A 16,432-nucleotide genomic window follows, 5' to 3' on the forward strand; every position below is an offset into this window, starting at 1 on the left:
GGCCGTGACTCACCCGTTAGAAAACGCTGAGCAACCGTTTCCCATTGCCGTACGTCCAGTTGAGCGAGAGGCAGGTGCGGTTCCCCGCCAGGGGCCCCGTGGCCGGCCCGTCATCGATGTGTCCGGGCCATACCGATGGCGTACAAAGTCCCTCCGTCCGGTTGCCCCTCCCTTCGGCACCCCCCCTAGACTGAACCTCCAGCACAGGTGGCTACACGCTCGAAAGGCGCCCCCGTGTCCATCGGCAACTCCCCTGAAGACGAGCGTCCGTTCGAAGACCCGTCCGAGGAAGCCCCCTTCTCCATCGGCCGCGCCCTGCAGCAGGCGCGCATCGCGGCCGGTCTGACCGTCGACGACGTCAGCACGGCCACCCGGGTGCGCATCGCCATCGTGCACGCCATCGAGGCGGACGACTTCACCCCCTGCGGCGGGGACGTCTACGCGCGCGGGCACGTCCGGACCCTGGCCAGGGCCGTCCACCTGGACCCCGCCCCCTTGATCGACCGCTACGACGCCACCCACGGCGGCCGCCCCGCGCCGACCCCCGCGGCACCCCTGTTCGAAGCGGAACGCATCCGTCCCGAGCGCCGCGGACCCAACTGGACCGCGGCCATGGTCGCCGCGATCGTCGCGGTCGTCGGCTTCGTCGGCTTCACCGCCTTCCAGGGCGGCGACGACGACGGGTCGAAGGAACAGGCCGCCGAGGGCGCCACTCCCACGACCGGCAAGACCGCCTCGCCCACGCCCAAGACCGGCAAGCCGGTCGACGAGAAGCCCGAACCCTCCGACAGCGCCATCGCCGCGGCGCCGCAGGACAAGGTGACCGTCCAGGTCGTCGCCGCCGACGGACGCAGCTGGGTCTCCGTCAAGGACCACACCGGCCGCCTGCTCTTCGACGACCTGCTCAAGAAGGGCGCCTCCCGGACCTTCCAGGACAGCAAGAAGATCAACCTCATCCTCGGCGACGCCGGCGCCGTCGATCTGTACGTCAACGGCAAGAAGCTGAACGACGACTTCCAGCCGGGCGCGGTGGAGCGGCTGACATACACGAAGGGCGACCCGCAGGTCGGATGAGCGGGCGTTTCCCGGTGTGACGGGGGCTTCGACGGGGTCGGCGAAGATCGTCAACCCCGTCGACGTCTGCTGTCGGCAGGACAAAGTAGTCTTGAGCCCATGCCTGAACGCCGTACCGTCGCACTCGTCACTCTTGGCTGCGCCCGCAACGAGGTGGACTCGGAGGAGCTCGCAGGCCGTTTGGAGGCGGACGGCTGGCAGCTCGTGGAGGACGCCGAGGACGCGGACGTCGCCGTCGTCAACACCTGCGGCTTCGTCGACGCCGCCAAGAAGGACTCCGTCGACGCCCTCCTGGAGGCCAACGACCTCAAGGGGCACGGCAGAACCCAGGCCGTCGTCGCGGTGGGCTGCATGGCCGAGCGGTACGGCAAGGAGCTCGCCGACGCCCTTCCCGAAGCCGACGGCGTGCTCGGCTTCGACGACTACAGCGACATCTCCGACCGACTCCAGACCATTCTGAACGGCGGCATCCACGCCTCCCACACCCCGCGTGACCGGCGCAAGCTGCTGCCGATCAGCCCGGCCGAGCGCCAGTCGGCGACCGACGTGGCGCTGCCCGGCCACGGGGCGCCGACCGACCTCCCCGAGGGCCTGGCCCCGCAGTCCGGCCCCCGCGCCCCCCTGCGCCGGCGGCTGGACGGCGCTCCGGTCGCCTCCGTCAAGCTCGCCTCCGGCTGCGACCGGCGCTGCTCCTTCTGCGCCATCCCCTCGTTCCGGGGCTCCTTCATCTCGCGTCGGCCGAGCGACGTGCTGAACGAGACGCGGTGGCTGGCCGAGCAGGGCGTCAAGGAGGTCATGCTGGTCTCCGAGAACAACACCTCCTACGGCAAGGACCTCGGCGACATCCGCCTTCTGGAGTCGCTGCTGCCCGAGCTCGCCGAGGTCGACGGCCTGGAGCGGGTGCGCGTCAGCTACCTCCAGCCGGCCGAGATGCGGCCCGGTCTGATCGACGTGCTGACCTCGACGCCGAAGATCGCCCCCTACTTCGACCTGTCCTTCCAGCACTCCGCGCCCGGCGTGCTGCGCGCGATGCGCCGCTTCGGCGACACCGACCGCTTCCTGGAGCTCCTGGACACCATCCGCGGCAAGGCGCCCCAGGCGGGCGTGCGCTCCAACTTCATCGTGGGCTTCCCCGGTGAGTCCGAGGCCGACCTGGCGGAGCTGGAGCGGTTCCTGGACGGCGCACGGCTGGACGCGATCGGCGTCTTCGGCTACTCCGACGAGGACGGCACCGAGGCCGCGACGTACGACGGCAAGCTCGACGTGGACGTCGTGGCCGAGCGGCTCGCCCGGGTCTCCCGGCTCGCCGAGGAGCTCGTCTCACAGCGCGCCGAGGAACGGCTCGGCGAGACCGTCCACGTGCTCGTGGAGTCGATCGACGACGAGGGCGTGCACGGTCGCGCCGCGCACCAGGCGCCGGAGACCGACGGCCAGGTGCTCCTCACATCGGGCGAAGGCCTGGGCATCGGTCGTATGGTCGAGGCGAAGGTGATCGGCACGGAAGGCGTCGACCTGGTGGCCGAGCCTCTGCAGGGTTCGTTCGGGTGTAGTGAGGAGGCGGGCAGATGACGGGTGTTCCGGCATCGGCCGCGGGCGGCTCCTCGCCCGCGGCCCCGCAGTCCGCCGCCGCGCAGGCCGCCGAGGCCGAGCAGGCCACGGTGACGGCTCTGGGCCCGACCGCCGCCGACGTGGCCGCGCTCGCCGAACCGGAGGGCGACGCGAAGCCGCCGCGGGGCGCGAAGCTCGCGGCCGCAGCCGTCAACCAGGCGAGCGTGTGGAACATCGCCAACCTTCTGACGATGCTCCGGCTGATCCTGGTGCCCGGCTTCGTCGCGCTGATGCTGGCCGACGGCGGTTACGACCCGGCGTGGCGCTCGTTCGCGTGGGCCGCCTTCGCCGTCGCCATGATCACCGATCTGTTCGACGGGCATCTGGCCCGCACGTACAACCTCGTCACCGACTTCGGGAAGATCGCCGACCCGATCGCCGACAAGGCGATCATGGGAGCGGCGCTGATCTGCCTCTCCTCGCTCGGCGACCTGCCGTGGTGGGTGACGATCGTGATTCTGGGCCGGGAACTCGGCATCACCCTCATGCGTTTCGTGGTCATCCGGTACGGCGTCATCCCGGCGAGCCGGGGCGGCAAGCTGAAGACGCTCGTCCAGGGCATCGCCGTCGGGATGTACGTCCTGGCGCTGACGGGGTGGCTGGCGACCCTGCGGTGGTGGGTGATGGCCGCGGCGGTGATCCTGACCGTGGTGACCGGCCTCGACTACGTGAGACAGGCCATCGTGCTGCGCCGGGCGGGAATCGCCGAGCGCGAGGCCGCGGCGGAGGAGACGCAAGGGTGAATTCCACGGCCGCCGAGGTGGTGCGACTACTCACAGCCACGGGTGGCACGCTCGCGGTGGCCGAGTCGCTGACCGGCGGTCTGGTCGCGGCGGAGATCACATCGGTCCCCGGAGCGTCCAAAATCTTCCGCGGTTCGGTGACGGCGTACGCCACCGGACTCAAGCACGAGCTGCTCGGCGTCGACGCCGCCCTGCTGGCGGCGCGGGGAGCGGTGGACGCGCAGGTCGCGGCGCAGATGGCGGCCGGCGTGCGCAGGGCGCTGGGCGCCGACTGGGGTCTCGCGACCACCGGTGTGGCCGGCCCGGACGCCCAGGACGGACAGCCCGTGGGAACGGTCTTCGTGGCCGTGGACGGACCGTTCGGCGCGGATCCCGGTTCTGCCGCTGGCGGAAAAGTGGAGGCCCTGCGGTTGAACGGCGACCGGGCGGAAATTCGTAGAGAGAGTGTACGGAGCGTACTCGCACTGCTCCTGACCGAGCTTGCGGGCGAACACACCGGGAACGAGCGGGCACAGGATACGGAACAGAACGGGGGGTTTTGATGTTTGCAGCCCTGAGTGAACACGACATCGCTCCCCGCACGGCCGCAGCGCGAGGCGGTACGGTGGGGCGTGAAGGATGCGGCTACGCGGTCCGAGGAGGGAGCCACCGATGATTCTGCTCCGTCGCCTGCTGGGTGACGTGCTGCGTCGGCAGCGCCAGCGCCAGGGCCGTACTCTGCGCGAAGTCTCCTCGTCCGCCCGAGTCTCACTCGGCTATCTCTCCGAGGTGGAGCGGGGGCAGAAGGAGGCATCCTCCGAGCTGCTCTCCGCCATCTGCGACGCGTTGGACGTACGGATGTCCGAGCTCATGCGGGAAGTGAGCGACGAGCTCGCCCTCGCGGAGCTGGCACAGTCGGCAGCGGCCACCCCCAGCCAGCCCGTGCCCACGTCGGTCCGTCCGATGCTGGGTTCCGTGTCGGTGACCGGTGTGCCTCCGGAGCGGGTGACCATCAAGGCACCCGCCGAGGCGGTGGACGTGGTCGCCGCGTGAGACACACGTGCGTCGGCCTCTGAGCCGGCGCGGGCACGTGCGCAGGTACGTGCACTGGCAAGTGTGAGGCCCCGGCCGGGGCTTCTCCGGGAAGACCCGGAGAGGGTGCGGTCGGGGTTTTTCGCGCCCCGGGTCCGTTTGCCGGTGCCGTTGGTCGAGGTCATCGTGGAGAGGCACTGCGGGGGCCGACCACCGGAGGTACGGATGTACGTCGTGAAGAGTCCCTTGTCCGACGCTGACCTGAAAATCGTCTCGCAGGCGCTGCAGGGCGCGCTCGTCGATCTGGTCGACCTGTCGCTCGTCGCCAAGCAGGTCCACTGGAACGTCGTCGGGCCGCGCTTCCGGTCCGTGCACCTCCAGCTCGACGAGGTCGTGGACGTCGCCCGCGCCCACTCGGACACCGTGGCGGAGCGTGCCTCGGCGCTGGGCGTCTCGCCGGACGGGCGCGCGGCGACCGTGGCCGCCGGCAGCGGGATCGACGCGGTGGCGGAGGGCTGGGTCAAGGACTCCGACGCCATCGGGACGCTGGTCGCCGCTCTGGCGGCGGTGATCACCCGGATGCGGGAACGGGTGGCGGCAACCGGCGACGCGGACCCGGTGAGCCAGGACATCTTCATCGGGATCACCGCCGATCTCGAGAAGCACCACTGGATGTTCCAGGCGGAGAACGCGTGAGACTGCGGCTCTGTCGGGTCGTACGGCCGGGTCGGCCGACCGGGCGGACGGGATGCTCCGGGTCGGCCGAGGGGGCAGGGTCGGCCGGGCGGGGGGCCGGGTGATCCGGGTCGTCCGGTGGCGTGATGCTCAGGGTGCTTCGAGTGGTCTTCCGGGCGCGGGTGTGGCGCGGCGGGCTGCGGTGGGCCATTCGTGCGCCCTGCCGGGGACGGGGACGCGCGCCTAGCGTCGTCGTCCCGGGGAGTGGGCGGGGCGTGGTCGCTGGCGCGGCCCCCTCCTCCCGCGGGCTGTGGCGGGTCCGGAGCGGGCGCGGGCGAGGAAGGCCCGGTGTCTGAGGGGTTCCGCGGGCGGAAGTGCTTCGGGTGACGCTCGGGCTGGAGGTGACGGGGCTGTGGCGAGGCGAATAGCCGGGGGCGGGTGGAGACGTGGGCGGGTGGCTGCCGTGGGCCTCGGTCTGGGAGCGGGGGCTCTGTGGTGGTGGGCCGTGGTGCGGCTCGCGGTGGCCCCTGACGCCGGTGTGCTGGAGGGCGCGGTCGCGGCCGGGGGGTGGGGCCTGAGCCTGCTTCCCGTGCACTGTGTCGCCAAGGCGCGGGCGGCGGGCGCGGTGGCCGACGGGCGGTGGCGGGGCGCTTGGCGGGCGGACGGACACGGCCCGGCACGTGGGGACGGCGGGGAGCGTGAGAGCTGCGGGGACGGTGAGGACGGCTGGGACCGCGGAGGGGGGCGACGGGAGCGCGGGGAGGGCGTGACGTGAGGAGGGCGAGTGGGTCGGGCCGCGCGATATGAGGCCTGACGACGGCCTTGAGGACGCCGTCGGCTACCAGGGCATGGCGACGCCGCCGTTCGGGCGGAGGATCTGGCCTGTCGTGAACGCCGACGCGTCCGAGGCCAGGTGGAGGACGGCGTGGGCGACGTCTTCCGGTTCGCCGACCCGGCGCAGCGGTGACATGCGGGACATGAGTGCCTCCGTGCGCGCCTGTGCGCCGGTGTCGGGGCGGTCGGTCATCGGCGTGCGGATCCAGCCCGGGGCGACGGCGTTGACGCGGATGCCGTGCCGGCCGACCTCCGTCGCCAGGGTCTTCGTCAACTGGACGACGGCCGCCTTGGCGGCGCCGTAGCAGAGCAGGCCGGGGCCGCCGGTGTCCACGGCGCCGGACGCCATGGTGACGATGCTGCCCCCCGTACCGCGTGCCAGCATCAGCCGGGCCGCCTCCTGGCACGCGTACAGCACGCCCTTGAAGTTGACGGCCAGAACGCGGTCGAGGTCCTCGTCGCGGGTCTCCAGGACCGGACTGCTGTGCATGATCCCGGCGACCGCCGCCATGACGTCCAGGCGCTCGCACGAGGCCACGGCCTGCCGCACCTGGACCCGGTCGGTGACGTCGAGGTGGTGGATGTGGGTGGCGCCGCCCTGGGCCTTGATCAGGGTCGCGGTCTCGTGCAGCCCCTGGGCGTCCCGGTCCGCTGCATGCACGGTGGCGCCCGCCTGGGCGAGCAGGACGGCACAGGCACGGCCGATTCCGCTGGCGGCGCCGGTGACGAATGCGATGCGTCCGCTGAGGTCGTACGCCTTCACGGCCATGAAAGGACGGTACGAGGGTTTCTGACGGTCCGTCAATCAGTCGGCGTTCACTGCGCGGTGCGGGGGCGGGAGCGGGGGCGGGTGCGGGGCGCCGACGGTGAGCCGGGTGCCGGGACCGGGCCGGTCTGGCAGACGGGGCACCAGTACGTGGGGCGCTCCCGGGAGCCGTCGCCCTGGTCGGCCACCCGGATCGGGGTGCCGCAGCGCAGACAGGGGCGGAAGGCGCGGCCGTAGACGAACAGGTCCTGGCCGCGGCGACCGGTCGTGTTGCGGTTCGGGCGGTCGCGGTTGGCCTCCAGGAGCTTTTTCGCCAGTGCGGGCAGCTTCGCGGCGCGATCGGCGGGGAGTGTGCCGACCGGGAGCCACGGCGTGGCGCCGAGGAGGAAACAGAGCTCGCTCTTGAAGACGTTCCCGATGCCGGCGAGATTGCGCTGGTCCAGGAGGGCCTCGCCGAGGGCACGCGCCGGGTCGGCGAGGAGGTTGGCGAGGGCCTGCTCGGGATCCCAGTCGGGACCCAGCAGGTCGGGACCGAGGTGGCCGACGGCCCGCTGCTCCTCGTCGGTGCGCAGCAGCTCGAGAACGGGCAGGCGGTACCCGACGGCCGTGCGGTCGTGGGTGCCGAGGACGGCCCGGATCTGGTGCTCCGGGCCACCGGTCCAGCGCTGCCCGTTCGCGTACACCCTCCACGAGCCGTCCATCCGCAGGTGCGAGTGGAGCGTCAGGCCGCCTTCGACCCGGGTGAGCAGGTGTTTGCCGCGCGCGGTGACGTCGAGGACGGCGCGGCCGGTGAGGTCGGCGGTGGCGAACTTGGGGACGCGCAGATCGGAGCGGGTCAGCACCTTGCCCGCGAGGGCGTCGTGCAGTCGCCTCGCGGCCTGCCGGACGGTGTCACCTTCGGGCATGCGTCAAGGGTGACACGGGGAAGAAGGGCCGGCTCGAGGCGCGGGGAGAAGGACCGGCTCGAGGGACGGACGGGCTGATCGGCGTCATGCGCGCAGCCGCAGGCCTCGTGGCGTCGCGATGAAGCCCGCCCCTTCCAGCAGGGCGCCGATGGGCGAGGTGAGAGCCGAGCTGCCGTTGACGCGCTCCACCGTGACCGTGCCCAGGGCGCCCGCGCGCGCGGCCTCGGCGAGGGCCTGTGCGGCGGCGTGCAGCTGTGGGTCGTCGGCGGGTGCACCCTCGCTGTCCGGGGCGGAGGGCCAGGCCAGCAGGGACTTGCCGCCGCGCTCCATGTAGAGCGTCAGTTCGCCGTCGACGAGGACCACCAGGGACCCGGCCTTGCGGCCGGGCTTGTGTCCGGCGCCGCTCGGCGGCTCGGGCCAGCCGAGAGCGGCGCCGTACGCGTTCGCGGGGTCGGCGGCGGCGAGGACGACGGCGCGGGAGGCCGGGGACCGGTCGCGACCGCCGTGCCGCACACCGCCGTGGTCGGGCCGGCCGGGGAAGCCGGCAGCGTTCGGGAACGCGCTGTCTCCGCGGGGGCCGCCCGTGCCGGAGGAGGCGAGGTCCCGGGGCGAGACGTACTCGTCCGAGGAGGCCCGGCCCCTTCGCGGGGCGAGGGGGGAGGTGAGGGAGGCGCCGCCGCCCGGAACGTCCCACGCGTCGTCGGCCGGAAGGTCGTCGGGGAAGACGAAGTCCTCCTGGGCGTGCGCGGTCGGGTTCGGCCCGGGCAGGGCCTCGCCGCGGTCGCGGGCGTTGGCCACCGCGCGCAGGCGGTCCACGGCGCCGTCCATGGCGAACTGGGCGGCGCCGAGGCCTTCGACGACGTACCCGCGGCGGGCCTGGCCGCTCTCCTCGAATACGGACAGGATGCGGTACGTCGCGGAGAAACCGCCCTCGACGCCCTCGGCCGCGACCGCTCCGCGCGTCACCACGCCGTGCCGGTCGAGAAGCGTGCGGGCGAGTGCGTGCGCGCGGACCGTGGGATCGGGCTCGTGGGCGGGAAGGAGGGACCAGCGGCCGGCGACGGTCGGGGGGCCGCCGCGGGAGGCGGGGCGGGGCCCGGCGGTCAGCGAGCCGTAGCGGCCGCGTGGGACCGCGCGCTTGGCCCGGTGGGCCGTGGACCCGGCCGTGCGGCCCGAGCCCAGCAGGGAGCGCATCGGGGTCAGCGTGTCGTTGGTGAGCCGGCCGGACCAGGCCAGGTCCCAGACGGCGTCGGCGAGTTGGGGGTCGGCCGCCTCGGGGTGGGTGGTGGCGCGGACCTGGTCGGCGATCTGGCGGAAGAACAGGCCGTAGCCCCCGGAGAGCGCGTCCAGGACGGACTGGTGCAGTGCCGTCAGCTCGAGCGGGTGGGGCGGGGAGAGCAGGAGAGGCGCGGCGTCCGCCACGTACAGGGAGACCCAGCCGTCCTTGCCCGGAAGGGCGCCGGCGCCGGCCCAGACCACCTCTCCGGCCGCGGTGAGCTCGTCGAGCATCGCCGGGGTGTAGTCCCGTACGCGCGAGGGCAGGACGAGCTTCTCCAGGGCCGAGGCGGGCACCGACGCACCCTGCAACTGCTCGATCGCGCGCACCAGTCCGTCGACACCGCGCAGCGAGTGCCCCCTGCCGATGTGCTGCCACTGGGGCAGGAACTGGGCGAGGGCGGGCGGCGGCACCGGTTCCAGCTCATGCCGCAGGGCGGCCAGCGAACGGCGCCGCAGGCGACGCAGGACCGTCGCGTCGCACCACTCCTGGCCGATGCCCGCCGGGTGGAACTCGCCCTGGACGACGCGTCCGCCCGCCGCGAGCCGCTGGAGGGCTCCCTCGGTGACCGCCACGCCCAGGCCGAAGCGGGCGGCCGCGCCGGCGGAGGTGAAGGGGCCATGGGTGCGGGCGTGGCGCGCGAGGAGATCGCCGAGGGGGTCCTTGACCGGCTCGGTGAACGCCTCCGGCACGCCCACCGGCAGTGCGGTGCCGAGCGCGTCCCGCAGCCGGCCCGCGTCCTCGATCGCGGCCCAGTGCTCGGCACCGGCGATGCGTACCGGGATGGCGCGACGGGCGGCGGCCAGTTCCCGCGCCCACCGCGGTTCGGCACCGCGCTCGGCCAGCTCGGCGTCGGTGAGCGGGCCGAGGAGGCGCAGCAGGTCCGCCACGCCCTCGGCGTCCTTCACCCGGCGGTCCTCGGTGAGCCACTGGAGTTCCTGTTCCAGTTCGGCGAGGACGTCCGCGTCGAGCAGTTCGCGCAGCTCCGCCTGGCCGAGCAGCTCGGCCAGCAGCCGGGAGTCCAGGGAGAGGGCGGCGGCGCGGCGCTCGGCGAGCGGGGAGTCCCCCTCGTAGAGGAACTGGGCGACGTAACCGAAGAGCAGGGAACGGGCGAAGGGGGACGGCTCCGCGGTGGTGACCTCGACCAGGCGCACCTTGCGCGACTCCAGGTCGCCCATCAGCTCGACGAGGCCGGGGACGTCGAACACGTCCTGGAGGCACTCGCGGATCGCTTCCAGCACGATCGGGAAAGAGCCGAACTCACTCGCCACCTGCAGCAGTTGGGCGGCGCGCTGACGCTGCTGCCACAGCGGGGTGCGCCTGCCCGGGTTGCGGCGCGGCAGCAGCAGCGCGCGGGCGGCGCACTCGCGGAAGCGCGCCGCGAACAGGGCCGAGCCGCCGACCTGGTCGGTGACGATCTGGTCGACCTCGCCCTTGTCGAAGACGACGTCCGCCGCGCCTACCGGGGCCTGGTCGGCGTCGTACTCGGCGCCGGCCTTCATCGGTTCCTGGTCGAGGAGGTCCAGGCCCATCAGATCGGCGTCGGGCAGACGCAGCACGATCCCGTCGTCGGCGTGCATCACCTGGGCGTCCATGCCGTACCGCTCGGAGAGCTTCGCCCCCAGCGCGAGCGCCCAGGGGGCGTGCACCTGGGCGCCGAAGGGGGAGTGGACGACGACGCGCCAGTCGCCCAGTTCGTCGCGGAAGCGCTCGACGACGATCGTGCGGTCGTCGGGAATGTGGCCGCAGGCCTGGCGCTGCTCGTCCAGGTAGGAGAGCACGTTGTCGGCCGCCCACGCGTCGAGGCCCGCGGTGAGCAGGCGCAGCCGGGCGTCCTCCTTGGAGAGCGAGCCGACCTCGCGCAGGAACGCGCCCACCGCGCGGCCGAGCTCCAGCGGCCGGCCCAGCTGGTCGCCCTTCCAGAACGGCAGACGACCCGGGACGCCGGGGGCGGGGGAGACCAGAACCCGGTCGCGGGTGATGTCCTCGATCCGCCAGGAGCTGGTGCCGAGCGTGAAGACGTCACCCACGCGCGACTCGTAGACCATCTCCTCGTCGAGTTCACCGACCCGGCCGCCGCCCTTCTTGGGGTCGGAGCCGGCCAGGAAGACGCCGAACAGGCCCCGGTCGGGGATCGTGCCCCCGGAGGTGACGGCGAGGCGCTGGGCACCGGGGCGGCCGGTGACCGTCCCGGCGACCCGGTCCCACACCACGCGCGGGCGCAGCTCGGCGAACGCGTCGGACGGGTAACGGCCGGCCAGCATGTCCAGGACGGCCGTGAACGCGGACTCCGGCAGCGACGCGAAGGGGGCGGCGCGGCGGACCAGGGCCAGCAGGTCGTCCACCTGCCAGGCGTCGAGGGCCGTCATGGCGACGAGCTGCTGGGCCAGGACGTCCAGCGGGTTGGCCGGCACCCGCAGGGACTCGATCGAGCCCGTACGCATCCGCTCGGTCACCACGGCCGCCTGGACGAGGTCGCCCCGGTACTTCGGGAAGACCACTCCGGTGGACACCGCGCCCACCTGGTGCCCGGCGCGTCCGACGCGCTGGAGGCCGGAGGCCACCGAGGGCGGCGACTCCACCTGTACGACGAGGTCCACCGCGCCCATGTCGATGCCCAGCTCGAGACTGGAGGTCGCCACCACGGCGGGCAGCCGGCCCGCCTTAAGGTCCTCCTCCACGAGGGCGCGCTGCTCTTTGGAGACCGAGCCGTGGTGGGCGCGCGCGATGACGCCCGGGGCTCCCTGGGCGGCGCCGGAGCCGCCCATCAGCTGGGCGGGGGAGTGATGCTCGCCCAGGGGCTCGCCGGTGGCGCGCTCGTAGGCGATCTCGTTCAGCCGGTTGCACAGGCGCTCGGCGAGACGGCGCGAGTTGGCGAACACGATGGTGGAGCGGTGGGCCTGGACGAGGTCGGTGATCCGCTCCTCGACGTGCGGCCAGATCGAGGGGCGTTCGGCTCCTTCGGCGCCCTCGGTGACCGGGGATCCGCCCAGCTCGCCCAGATCCTCCACCGGAACGACGACCGAGAGGTCGAACTCCTTGCCGGACTTCGGCTGGACGATCTCCACCTTGCGGTGCGGGGAGAGATAGCGGGCCACCTCGTCGACCGGACGGACCGTGGCCGACAGACCGATGCGACGGGCGGGCCTGGGCAGCAGTTCGTCCAGCCGCTCCAGGGAGAGGGCGAGGTGCGCGCCGCGCTTGGTGCCGGCGACCGCGTGCACCTCGTCCAGGATCACCGACTCGATGCCGGTCAGCGCGTCGCGGGTGGCCGACGTGAGCATCAGGAACAGCGATTCCGGCGTCGTGATCAGGATGTCCGGCGGGCGGGTGGACAGCGCACGGCGCTCGGCGGGCGGGGTGTCGCCGGAGCGGATGCCGACCTTGATCTCGGGCTCCGGCAGGCCCAGACGCACGGACTCCTGACGGATGCCGGTCAGCGGACTGCGCAGGTTGCGCTCCACGTCGACCGCGAGGGCCTTGAGCGGGGACACGTAGAGGACCCGGCAGCGCTTCTTCGGATCGGCGGGCGGGGGCGTCGAGGCCAGCTGGTCCAGGGCGGCCAGGAAGGCGGCCAGCGTCTTGCCGGAACCCGTCGGGGCCACCACCAGCACGTCGGAGCCCTCGCCGATGGCTCGCCACGCGCCGGCCTGGGCCGCGGTGGGCGCGGAGAACGCCCCCGTGAACCAGCCGCGGGTCGCGGGGGAGAAGCCGTCGAGGGCCCGGTGTGCGGAGCTGACCATGCGTCCATCCTGCACCCCTCCACTGACAATGGTCCTGAACTGCGAGAACACGGCAGCTGGAGCGTCGCGTGGAGCGGCGGACGCCCCGGTTCCCCGGCCCCGTCGGCGGCCGGGACTCCTCGCGGAGAACGGCCGGGGTGGCGAGTTCGGGTTCTCGGGAGCGGGCGCGGCACAGGCAGTACCCGGAGCTGCCCGGTGTCGACCGTCTGCGTGCCTTTCGGTCAGCCGATGGCGCGGCCGTAGGCCCGCAGGGTGCGCAGCGCCTCGATCGTCACCATGGGGCGCGCCTCCAGGGCGGTGCCCGGCGCCCAACGACGCCAGCGGACGGGCCAGCCGCCGTCCTCCTCCTGCGCGCCGGCGAGGTGGTCCAGGGAGCGCGCCATCTCGTCGTCCGTGAACCACGCGCGCGCGAGGGAGTGCGGTGTCCGGGCGAAGTCGTACGGGAAGTGATGCTCACCGGGGGCGTAGCCGTCAGGGACCGGGTAGGCGTCGAGGCGGTCCGGCTCCAGCACGACGATCCGTTGGGCGCGCACCAGGCGGCCCAGACGGTCGGCGGCCGACTCCGCGCGCGGGCGGTCGGGAACGGCGTCCAGGAAGGCCACCGCGGCCTGGATCTCGTACGGATGCGACCGCTCCAGGGAGTCCACCGCCTGCCAGCAGAAGTCCGTGGCCCGGAACAGCCAGGCGTGCCACACGTCGTTGCGGTGCAGCAGACCCACCACCGGCCCGGTGGCGAGCAGGTCGCTGGGCGGGTCGTCCACGATCGGGATGAACGGGGCCGCCGGGTAGCCGCGCTGGCTGGGAAGGATCGCCGGCAGCGCGCCGTCGCCGGTGGACACGGACGTCAGGTAATCGCACATCCGCTCCACGCGCCTGCCGCCGAGACGCCCGACCGAGTCCAGCACCCGCAGGGCGTGCGCGGTGTGCAGGGGCTGGCTGACGGGACCGCGCAGATCGGGCTCCAGCGCGTGGCCGTATCCGCCGTCCTCATTGCGGTAGGCGTCGAGGGCGATCTCGACGGGGTCGGCGGAGCCGTGCAGGAAGTCGTGCGCGAAGACGCGCTGCTCCAGCACGCGCGCGGTGAGCCAGACGAAGTGCTCGGCGCGGAAGAGCGGGGAGTGCGCCGGGGGCGGCGGGGGGAGTGGGGATGCTCCGGTTTCGGCCATGCGTCAGACCGTAGGGCGGAAAGCGGTCTCGGCAGGCGCTCACGGAGGGGGACGCCCCCGAGGGCGGGATACTGATGTCATGCGGTTGACGGTCTTCTGGCAGCGGATGGACGAGCACTTCGGCACGGGGTACGCCGAGACCTTCGCGCGCGATCACGTGATGACGGAACTCGGCGGACGCACCGTGCACGAGGCGCTGGCCGAGGGCTGGGCGGCCAAGGACGTGTGGCGCGTGGTCTGCGCGGTGATGAACGTTCCCCAGGAGATGCGCTGATACGTCAAGAAGATCGCAGGCGGCCGGTCCGATTGTCGGTGGCGTAGGCGAGACTTGGTCCGTGGCACCCACTGACGAGACCGGGCAGACGTCCCGGAACGCGCCCCCGCACGGCACGACGCCGCCCTCCGGGCCTCCCCCGGCCGACGGCGGCGCCGCGCAGGGCGCGCGCATGCCGCGCTGGCTGCCGCGCGCCATGGTGCTCGCGCTCGCCCTCGTCGCGGCGTTCCAACTGGGCACGTGGGCGTTCCACCAGCTCATCGGCCTACTGCTCAACGTGCTCATCGCGTTCTTCCTGGCGCTCGCCGTGGAGCCCGCGGTCAGCCGGATGGCCGCCCGCGGGATGCGCAGGGGGTTCGCCACCTTTCTGGTCTTCTTCGGCCTGCTGATCGTGGTCGCCGGATTCTTCACGCTGCTCGGCTCGATGCTCGCGGGACAGATCATCAAGATGATCGAGGGCTTCCCGGAGTATCTGGACTCCGTGATCCACTGGATCAACACCACGTTCCACACCGAACTCCGGCGCGTGGACATCCAGGAGGGACTGCTCCACTCCGACTGGCTGCGCAAGTACGCGCAGAACAGCGCGGCCGGCGTCCTCGACGTCTCCACACAGGTCCTCGGCGGTCTTTTCCAGCTGCTGACGATCGCCCTGTTCTCGTTCTACTTCGCCGCGGACGGACCGCGTCTGCGTCGGGCCCTGTGTTCCGTCCTGCCGCCGGCCAAGCAGGCCGAGGTGCTGCGCGCCTGGGAGATCGCCGTCGACAAGACCGGCGGCTACCTCTACTCCCGCGGGCTGATGGCGCTGATCTCCGGGGTGGCGCACTATGTGCTCCTGCAGGCCCTCGGTATCCCGTACGCGCCCGTGCTCGCCGTCTGGGTGGGCGTGGTCTCGCAGTTCATCCCCACCATCGGCACCTATCTGGCGGGCGCCCTGCCCATGCTGATCGCCTTCACGGTCTCGCCGCTGTACGCGCTGTGGGTGCTGATCTTCGTCGTGGTGTACCAGCAGTTCGAGAACTACATGCTGCAGCCCAAGCTGACCTCGAAGACCGTCGACATCCACCCGGCCGTCGCCTTCGGCTCCGTCATCGCGGGCACCGCCCTCCTGGGCGCGATCGGTGCGCTCATCTCCATCCCGGCGGTGGCCACACTGCAGGCGTTCCTGGGCGCGTACGTGAAGCGGTACGACGTCACGGACGACCCCCGCGTCCACGGCCACCGGGGGCGTGGCGAGGGGCCCGGGCCGCTCGCGCGCGTGCAGCAGTTGTGGACCCGGGCACGCAACCGGACGGGCGGCTCGCGGGGCGGGTCCGGCTGAGCAGGCGGAACCGGGCGTCAGGGTTCGGGGGCAGGGCGCGTCGGCAGCCTCAGTAGGTGAGAACGGCCCACACTCCGGCCGCGACGACCGCGGCCGCATAGCAGCCCACCGCCGCCGCGGTGATCCGCCACCGCACCCCCTCGCTCCAGGACGTGCGGGACGACATCAGCCAGGCCAGCGCGGGAAGCACCAGGACGGCGTGCAGGCTGACCCCGTGCAGCGGCTTGAGCGGGGCCGTGGAGTGATACGCCGCCTCCTGGTGGCCGGTGCGGGTGAGCACGACCCCGCGCGCGATCATCGCCGCCCCGGAGACGAGCGCGACCAGCAGGATCGCGAAGCCGGAACGCACCGCGAGGGCCATCCCGGCCGGGCCCGTCGGCCGGCGCCGGAAGGACGCCACGGCGAACACGGTGAGCAGCGCGACGAGGACGCCGCCGCCGACCGCGAGCATCAGGGACACGGCGGTGTCGAAGGACGTCTCCATGTCCAGGTGCGAGGGCGCCCTCCGCCAGGCCTGGAGGGTGATCCCCCCGACCTCGACGACACAGTCGGCGGCGAACACCCCGAGCAGCACGGCACGCACTCGTGGCCTCATCCGCAGGAACGACGTCACCCTGACGACGGTCCAGAGCGTCACGCCGAAGGAGAGCCCGAAGGTCACCGGCTTGCGCCAGGAGACGGGGCCGTACCAGGCGCCGCCGTCGACGGCGAACACCACCAGGTGCACGAGACCGGAGGCGACGAGGACCAGCGCGGTCGCCCCGTAGACGGTCCCGGCCCCGGTCTTGGCCCCGGCCCTGGCCTTGGTCCCGACCGTGGCTCCGCTTCCGGCTCCGGCTCCTGCTCCGGTCCCGGCCCTGGACCTCGTGCCGCCGGTTCCCTCGCGGCGCTGTGTGGTGGTCGTCTGTTCGTCCATGCGCCGAGCTTCCCGGCCGCGGTGGTGCGCCGTCGTCGTCCTGTCGAAGGCACCCGTCGTACGCCCGGGGGAGCAGCAGACGCCGGAGCCGGTCGAAATGGACGGGCGGACGGGAGCCGG

General features: G+C 72.8%; 14 protein-coding genes. 9 read left to right on the forward strand and 5 right to left on the reverse strand.

Features of this window, described 5'->3' with window-relative positions:
* Positions 1–234: 234 nt before the first annotated feature.
* The 7 genes from QF032_RS28570 to QF032_RS28600 all read left to right on the forward strand — a co-directional run bounded on the left by QF032_RS28570 (position 235) and on the right by QF032_RS28600 (position 5,886).
* Positions 235–1,074, forward strand: coding sequence for a helix-turn-helix domain-containing protein (locus tag QF032_RS28570; protein ID WP_307046399.1), 840 nt, complete (start codon positions 235–237; stop codon positions 1,072–1,074).
* Positions 1,075–1,173: 99 nt separating this feature from the next.
* On the forward strand, positions 1,174–2,643 hold the full coding sequence (gene rimO / locus QF032_RS28575) for a 30S ribosomal protein S12 methylthiotransferase RimO (protein WP_307046401.1): 1,470 nt from the start codon (positions 1,174–1,176) through the stop codon (positions 2,641–2,643).
* Positions 2,640–3,425: a CDP-diacylglycerol--glycerol-3-phosphate 3-phosphatidyltransferase gene (gene pgsA, locus QF032_RS28580; RefSeq protein WP_307046403.1), complete on the forward strand. Its 786-nt coding sequence runs from the start codon at positions 2,640–2,642 to the stop codon at positions 3,423–3,425. The genes rimO and pgsA overlap by 4 nt, the downstream gene beginning before the upstream one ends.
* The gene (locus tag QF032_RS28585; RefSeq protein ID WP_307046405.1) at positions 3,422–3,967 is read left to right on the forward strand and encodes a CinA family protein; all 546 of its coding nucleotides are present in this window, start codon (positions 3,422–3,424) and stop codon (positions 3,965–3,967) included. The genes pgsA and QF032_RS28585 overlap by 4 nt, the downstream gene beginning before the upstream one ends.
* 109 nt (positions 3,968–4,076) lie before the next feature.
* Positions 4,077–4,457 (forward strand): helix-turn-helix domain-containing protein, encoded by a 381-nt coding sequence (locus QF032_RS28590; RefSeq protein WP_057575292.1) that lies wholly within the window; start codon positions 4,077–4,079, stop codon positions 4,455–4,457.
* 204 nt (positions 4,458–4,661) lie between these two features.
* Positions 4,662–5,132, forward strand: a complete 471-nt coding sequence (locus tag QF032_RS28595; RefSeq protein WP_306948970.1) for a Dps family protein — start codon at positions 4,662–4,664, stop codon at positions 5,130–5,132.
* Positions 5,133–5,565: 433 nt separating this feature from the next.
* Positions 5,566–5,886: a hypothetical protein gene (locus QF032_RS28600; protein WP_307058001.1), complete on the forward strand. Its 321-nt coding sequence runs from the start codon at positions 5,566–5,568 to the stop codon at positions 5,884–5,886.
* Between the two features lie 63 nt (positions 5,887–5,949).
* Here the strand turns inward: QF032_RS28600 and QF032_RS28605 are convergent, their stop codons facing one another.
* The 4 genes from QF032_RS28605 to QF032_RS28620 form a co-directional block, all read right to left on the reverse strand.
* On the reverse strand, positions 5,950–6,714 hold the full coding sequence (locus QF032_RS28605) for an SDR family NAD(P)-dependent oxidoreductase (RefSeq protein WP_307058003.1): 765 nt from the start codon (positions 6,712–6,714) through the stop codon (positions 5,950–5,952).
* Positions 6,715–6,761: 47 nt separating this feature from the next.
* Positions 6,762–7,616 carry an Fpg/Nei family DNA glycosylase gene (locus QF032_RS28610; protein ID WP_307046413.1) on the reverse strand — a complete coding sequence of 285 codons (855 nt, stop codon included), beginning with the start codon at positions 7,614–7,616 and terminating at the stop codon, positions 6,762–6,764.
* A gap of 84 nt (positions 7,617–7,700) precedes the next feature.
* Positions 7,701–12,635 carry an ATP-dependent helicase gene (locus QF032_RS28615; RefSeq protein WP_307058005.1) on the reverse strand — a complete coding sequence of 1,645 codons (4,935 nt, stop codon included), beginning with the start codon at positions 12,633–12,635 and terminating at the stop codon, positions 7,701–7,703.
* 221 nt (positions 12,636–12,856) lie between these two features.
* Complete coding sequence (locus QF032_RS28620; RefSeq protein WP_307058007.1) at positions 12,857–13,801, reverse strand: hypothetical protein; 945 nt, start codon at positions 13,799–13,801, stop codon at positions 12,857–12,859.
* Positions 13,802–13,880: 79 nt separating this feature from the next.
* Here QF032_RS28620 and QF032_RS28625 point away from each other — a divergent pair, with 79 nt between their 5' ends.
* A complete protein-coding gene (locus QF032_RS28625; RefSeq protein ID WP_306948965.1) occupies positions 13,881–14,075 on the forward strand; it encodes a DUF3046 domain-containing protein in 195 nt (64 codons plus the stop codon).
* Between the two features lie 61 nt (positions 14,076–14,136).
* Positions 14,137–15,396: an AI-2E family transporter gene (locus QF032_RS28630; RefSeq protein WP_307046419.1), complete on the forward strand. Its 1,260-nt coding sequence runs from the start codon at positions 14,137–14,139 to the stop codon at positions 15,394–15,396.
* A 49-nt stretch (positions 15,397–15,445) separates the two neighbouring features.
* Here the strand turns inward: QF032_RS28630 and QF032_RS28635 are convergent, their stop codons facing one another.
* The gene (locus QF032_RS28635) at positions 15,446–16,312 is read right to left on the reverse strand and encodes a hypothetical protein (RefSeq protein ID WP_307046421.1); all 867 of its coding nucleotides are present in this window, start codon (positions 16,310–16,312) and stop codon (positions 15,446–15,448) included.
* Positions 16,313–16,432: the final 120 nt, after the last annotated feature.

Origin of the sequence: Streptomyces achromogenes (assembly GCF_030816715.1) — a bacterium.
In the GTDB taxonomy this organism is placed as follows: Bacteria; Actinomycetota; Actinomycetes; order Streptomycetales; family Streptomycetaceae; genus Streptomyces; species Streptomyces achromogenes_A.

Bases quoted from the DNA above. Each gene is read 5' to 3' on its own strand.
- QF032_RS28590 (WP_057575292.1), top strand. From the start codon at position 4,077: ATGATTCTGCTCCGTCGCCTGCTGGGTGACGTGCTGCGTCGGCAGCGC.
- QF032_RS28610 (WP_307046413.1), bottom strand. From the start codon at position 7,616: ATGCCCGAAGGTGACACCGTCCGGCAGGCCGCGAGGCGACTGCACGAC.
- QF032_RS28595 (WP_306948970.1), top strand. From the start codon at position 4,662: ATGTACGTCGTGAAGAGTCCCTTGTCCGACGCTGACCTGAAAATCGTC.
- QF032_RS28615 (WP_307058005.1), bottom strand. From the start codon at position 12,635: ATGGTCAGCTCCGCACACCGGGCCCTCGACGGCTTCTCCCCCGCGACC.
- QF032_RS28635 (WP_307046421.1), bottom strand. From the start codon at position 16,312: ATGGACGAACAGACGACCACCACACAGCGCCGCGAGGGAACCGGCGGC.
- QF032_RS28625 (WP_306948965.1), top strand. From the start codon at position 13,881: ATGCGGTTGACGGTCTTCTGGCAGCGGATGGACGAGCACTTCGGCACG.
- rimO (WP_307046401.1), top strand. From the start codon at position 1,174: ATGCCTGAACGCCGTACCGTCGCACTCGTCACTCTTGGCTGCGCCCGC.
- QF032_RS28605 (WP_307058003.1), bottom strand. From the start codon at position 6,714: ATGGCCGTGAAGGCGTACGACCTCAGCGGACGCATCGCATTCGTCACC.
- QF032_RS28620 (WP_307058007.1), bottom strand. From the start codon at position 13,801: ATGGCCGAAACCGGAGCATCCCCACTCCCCCCGCCGCCCCCGGCGCAC.
- pgsA (WP_307046403.1), top strand. From the start codon at position 2,640: ATGACGGGTGTTCCGGCATCGGCCGCGGGCGGCTCCTCGCCCGCGGCC.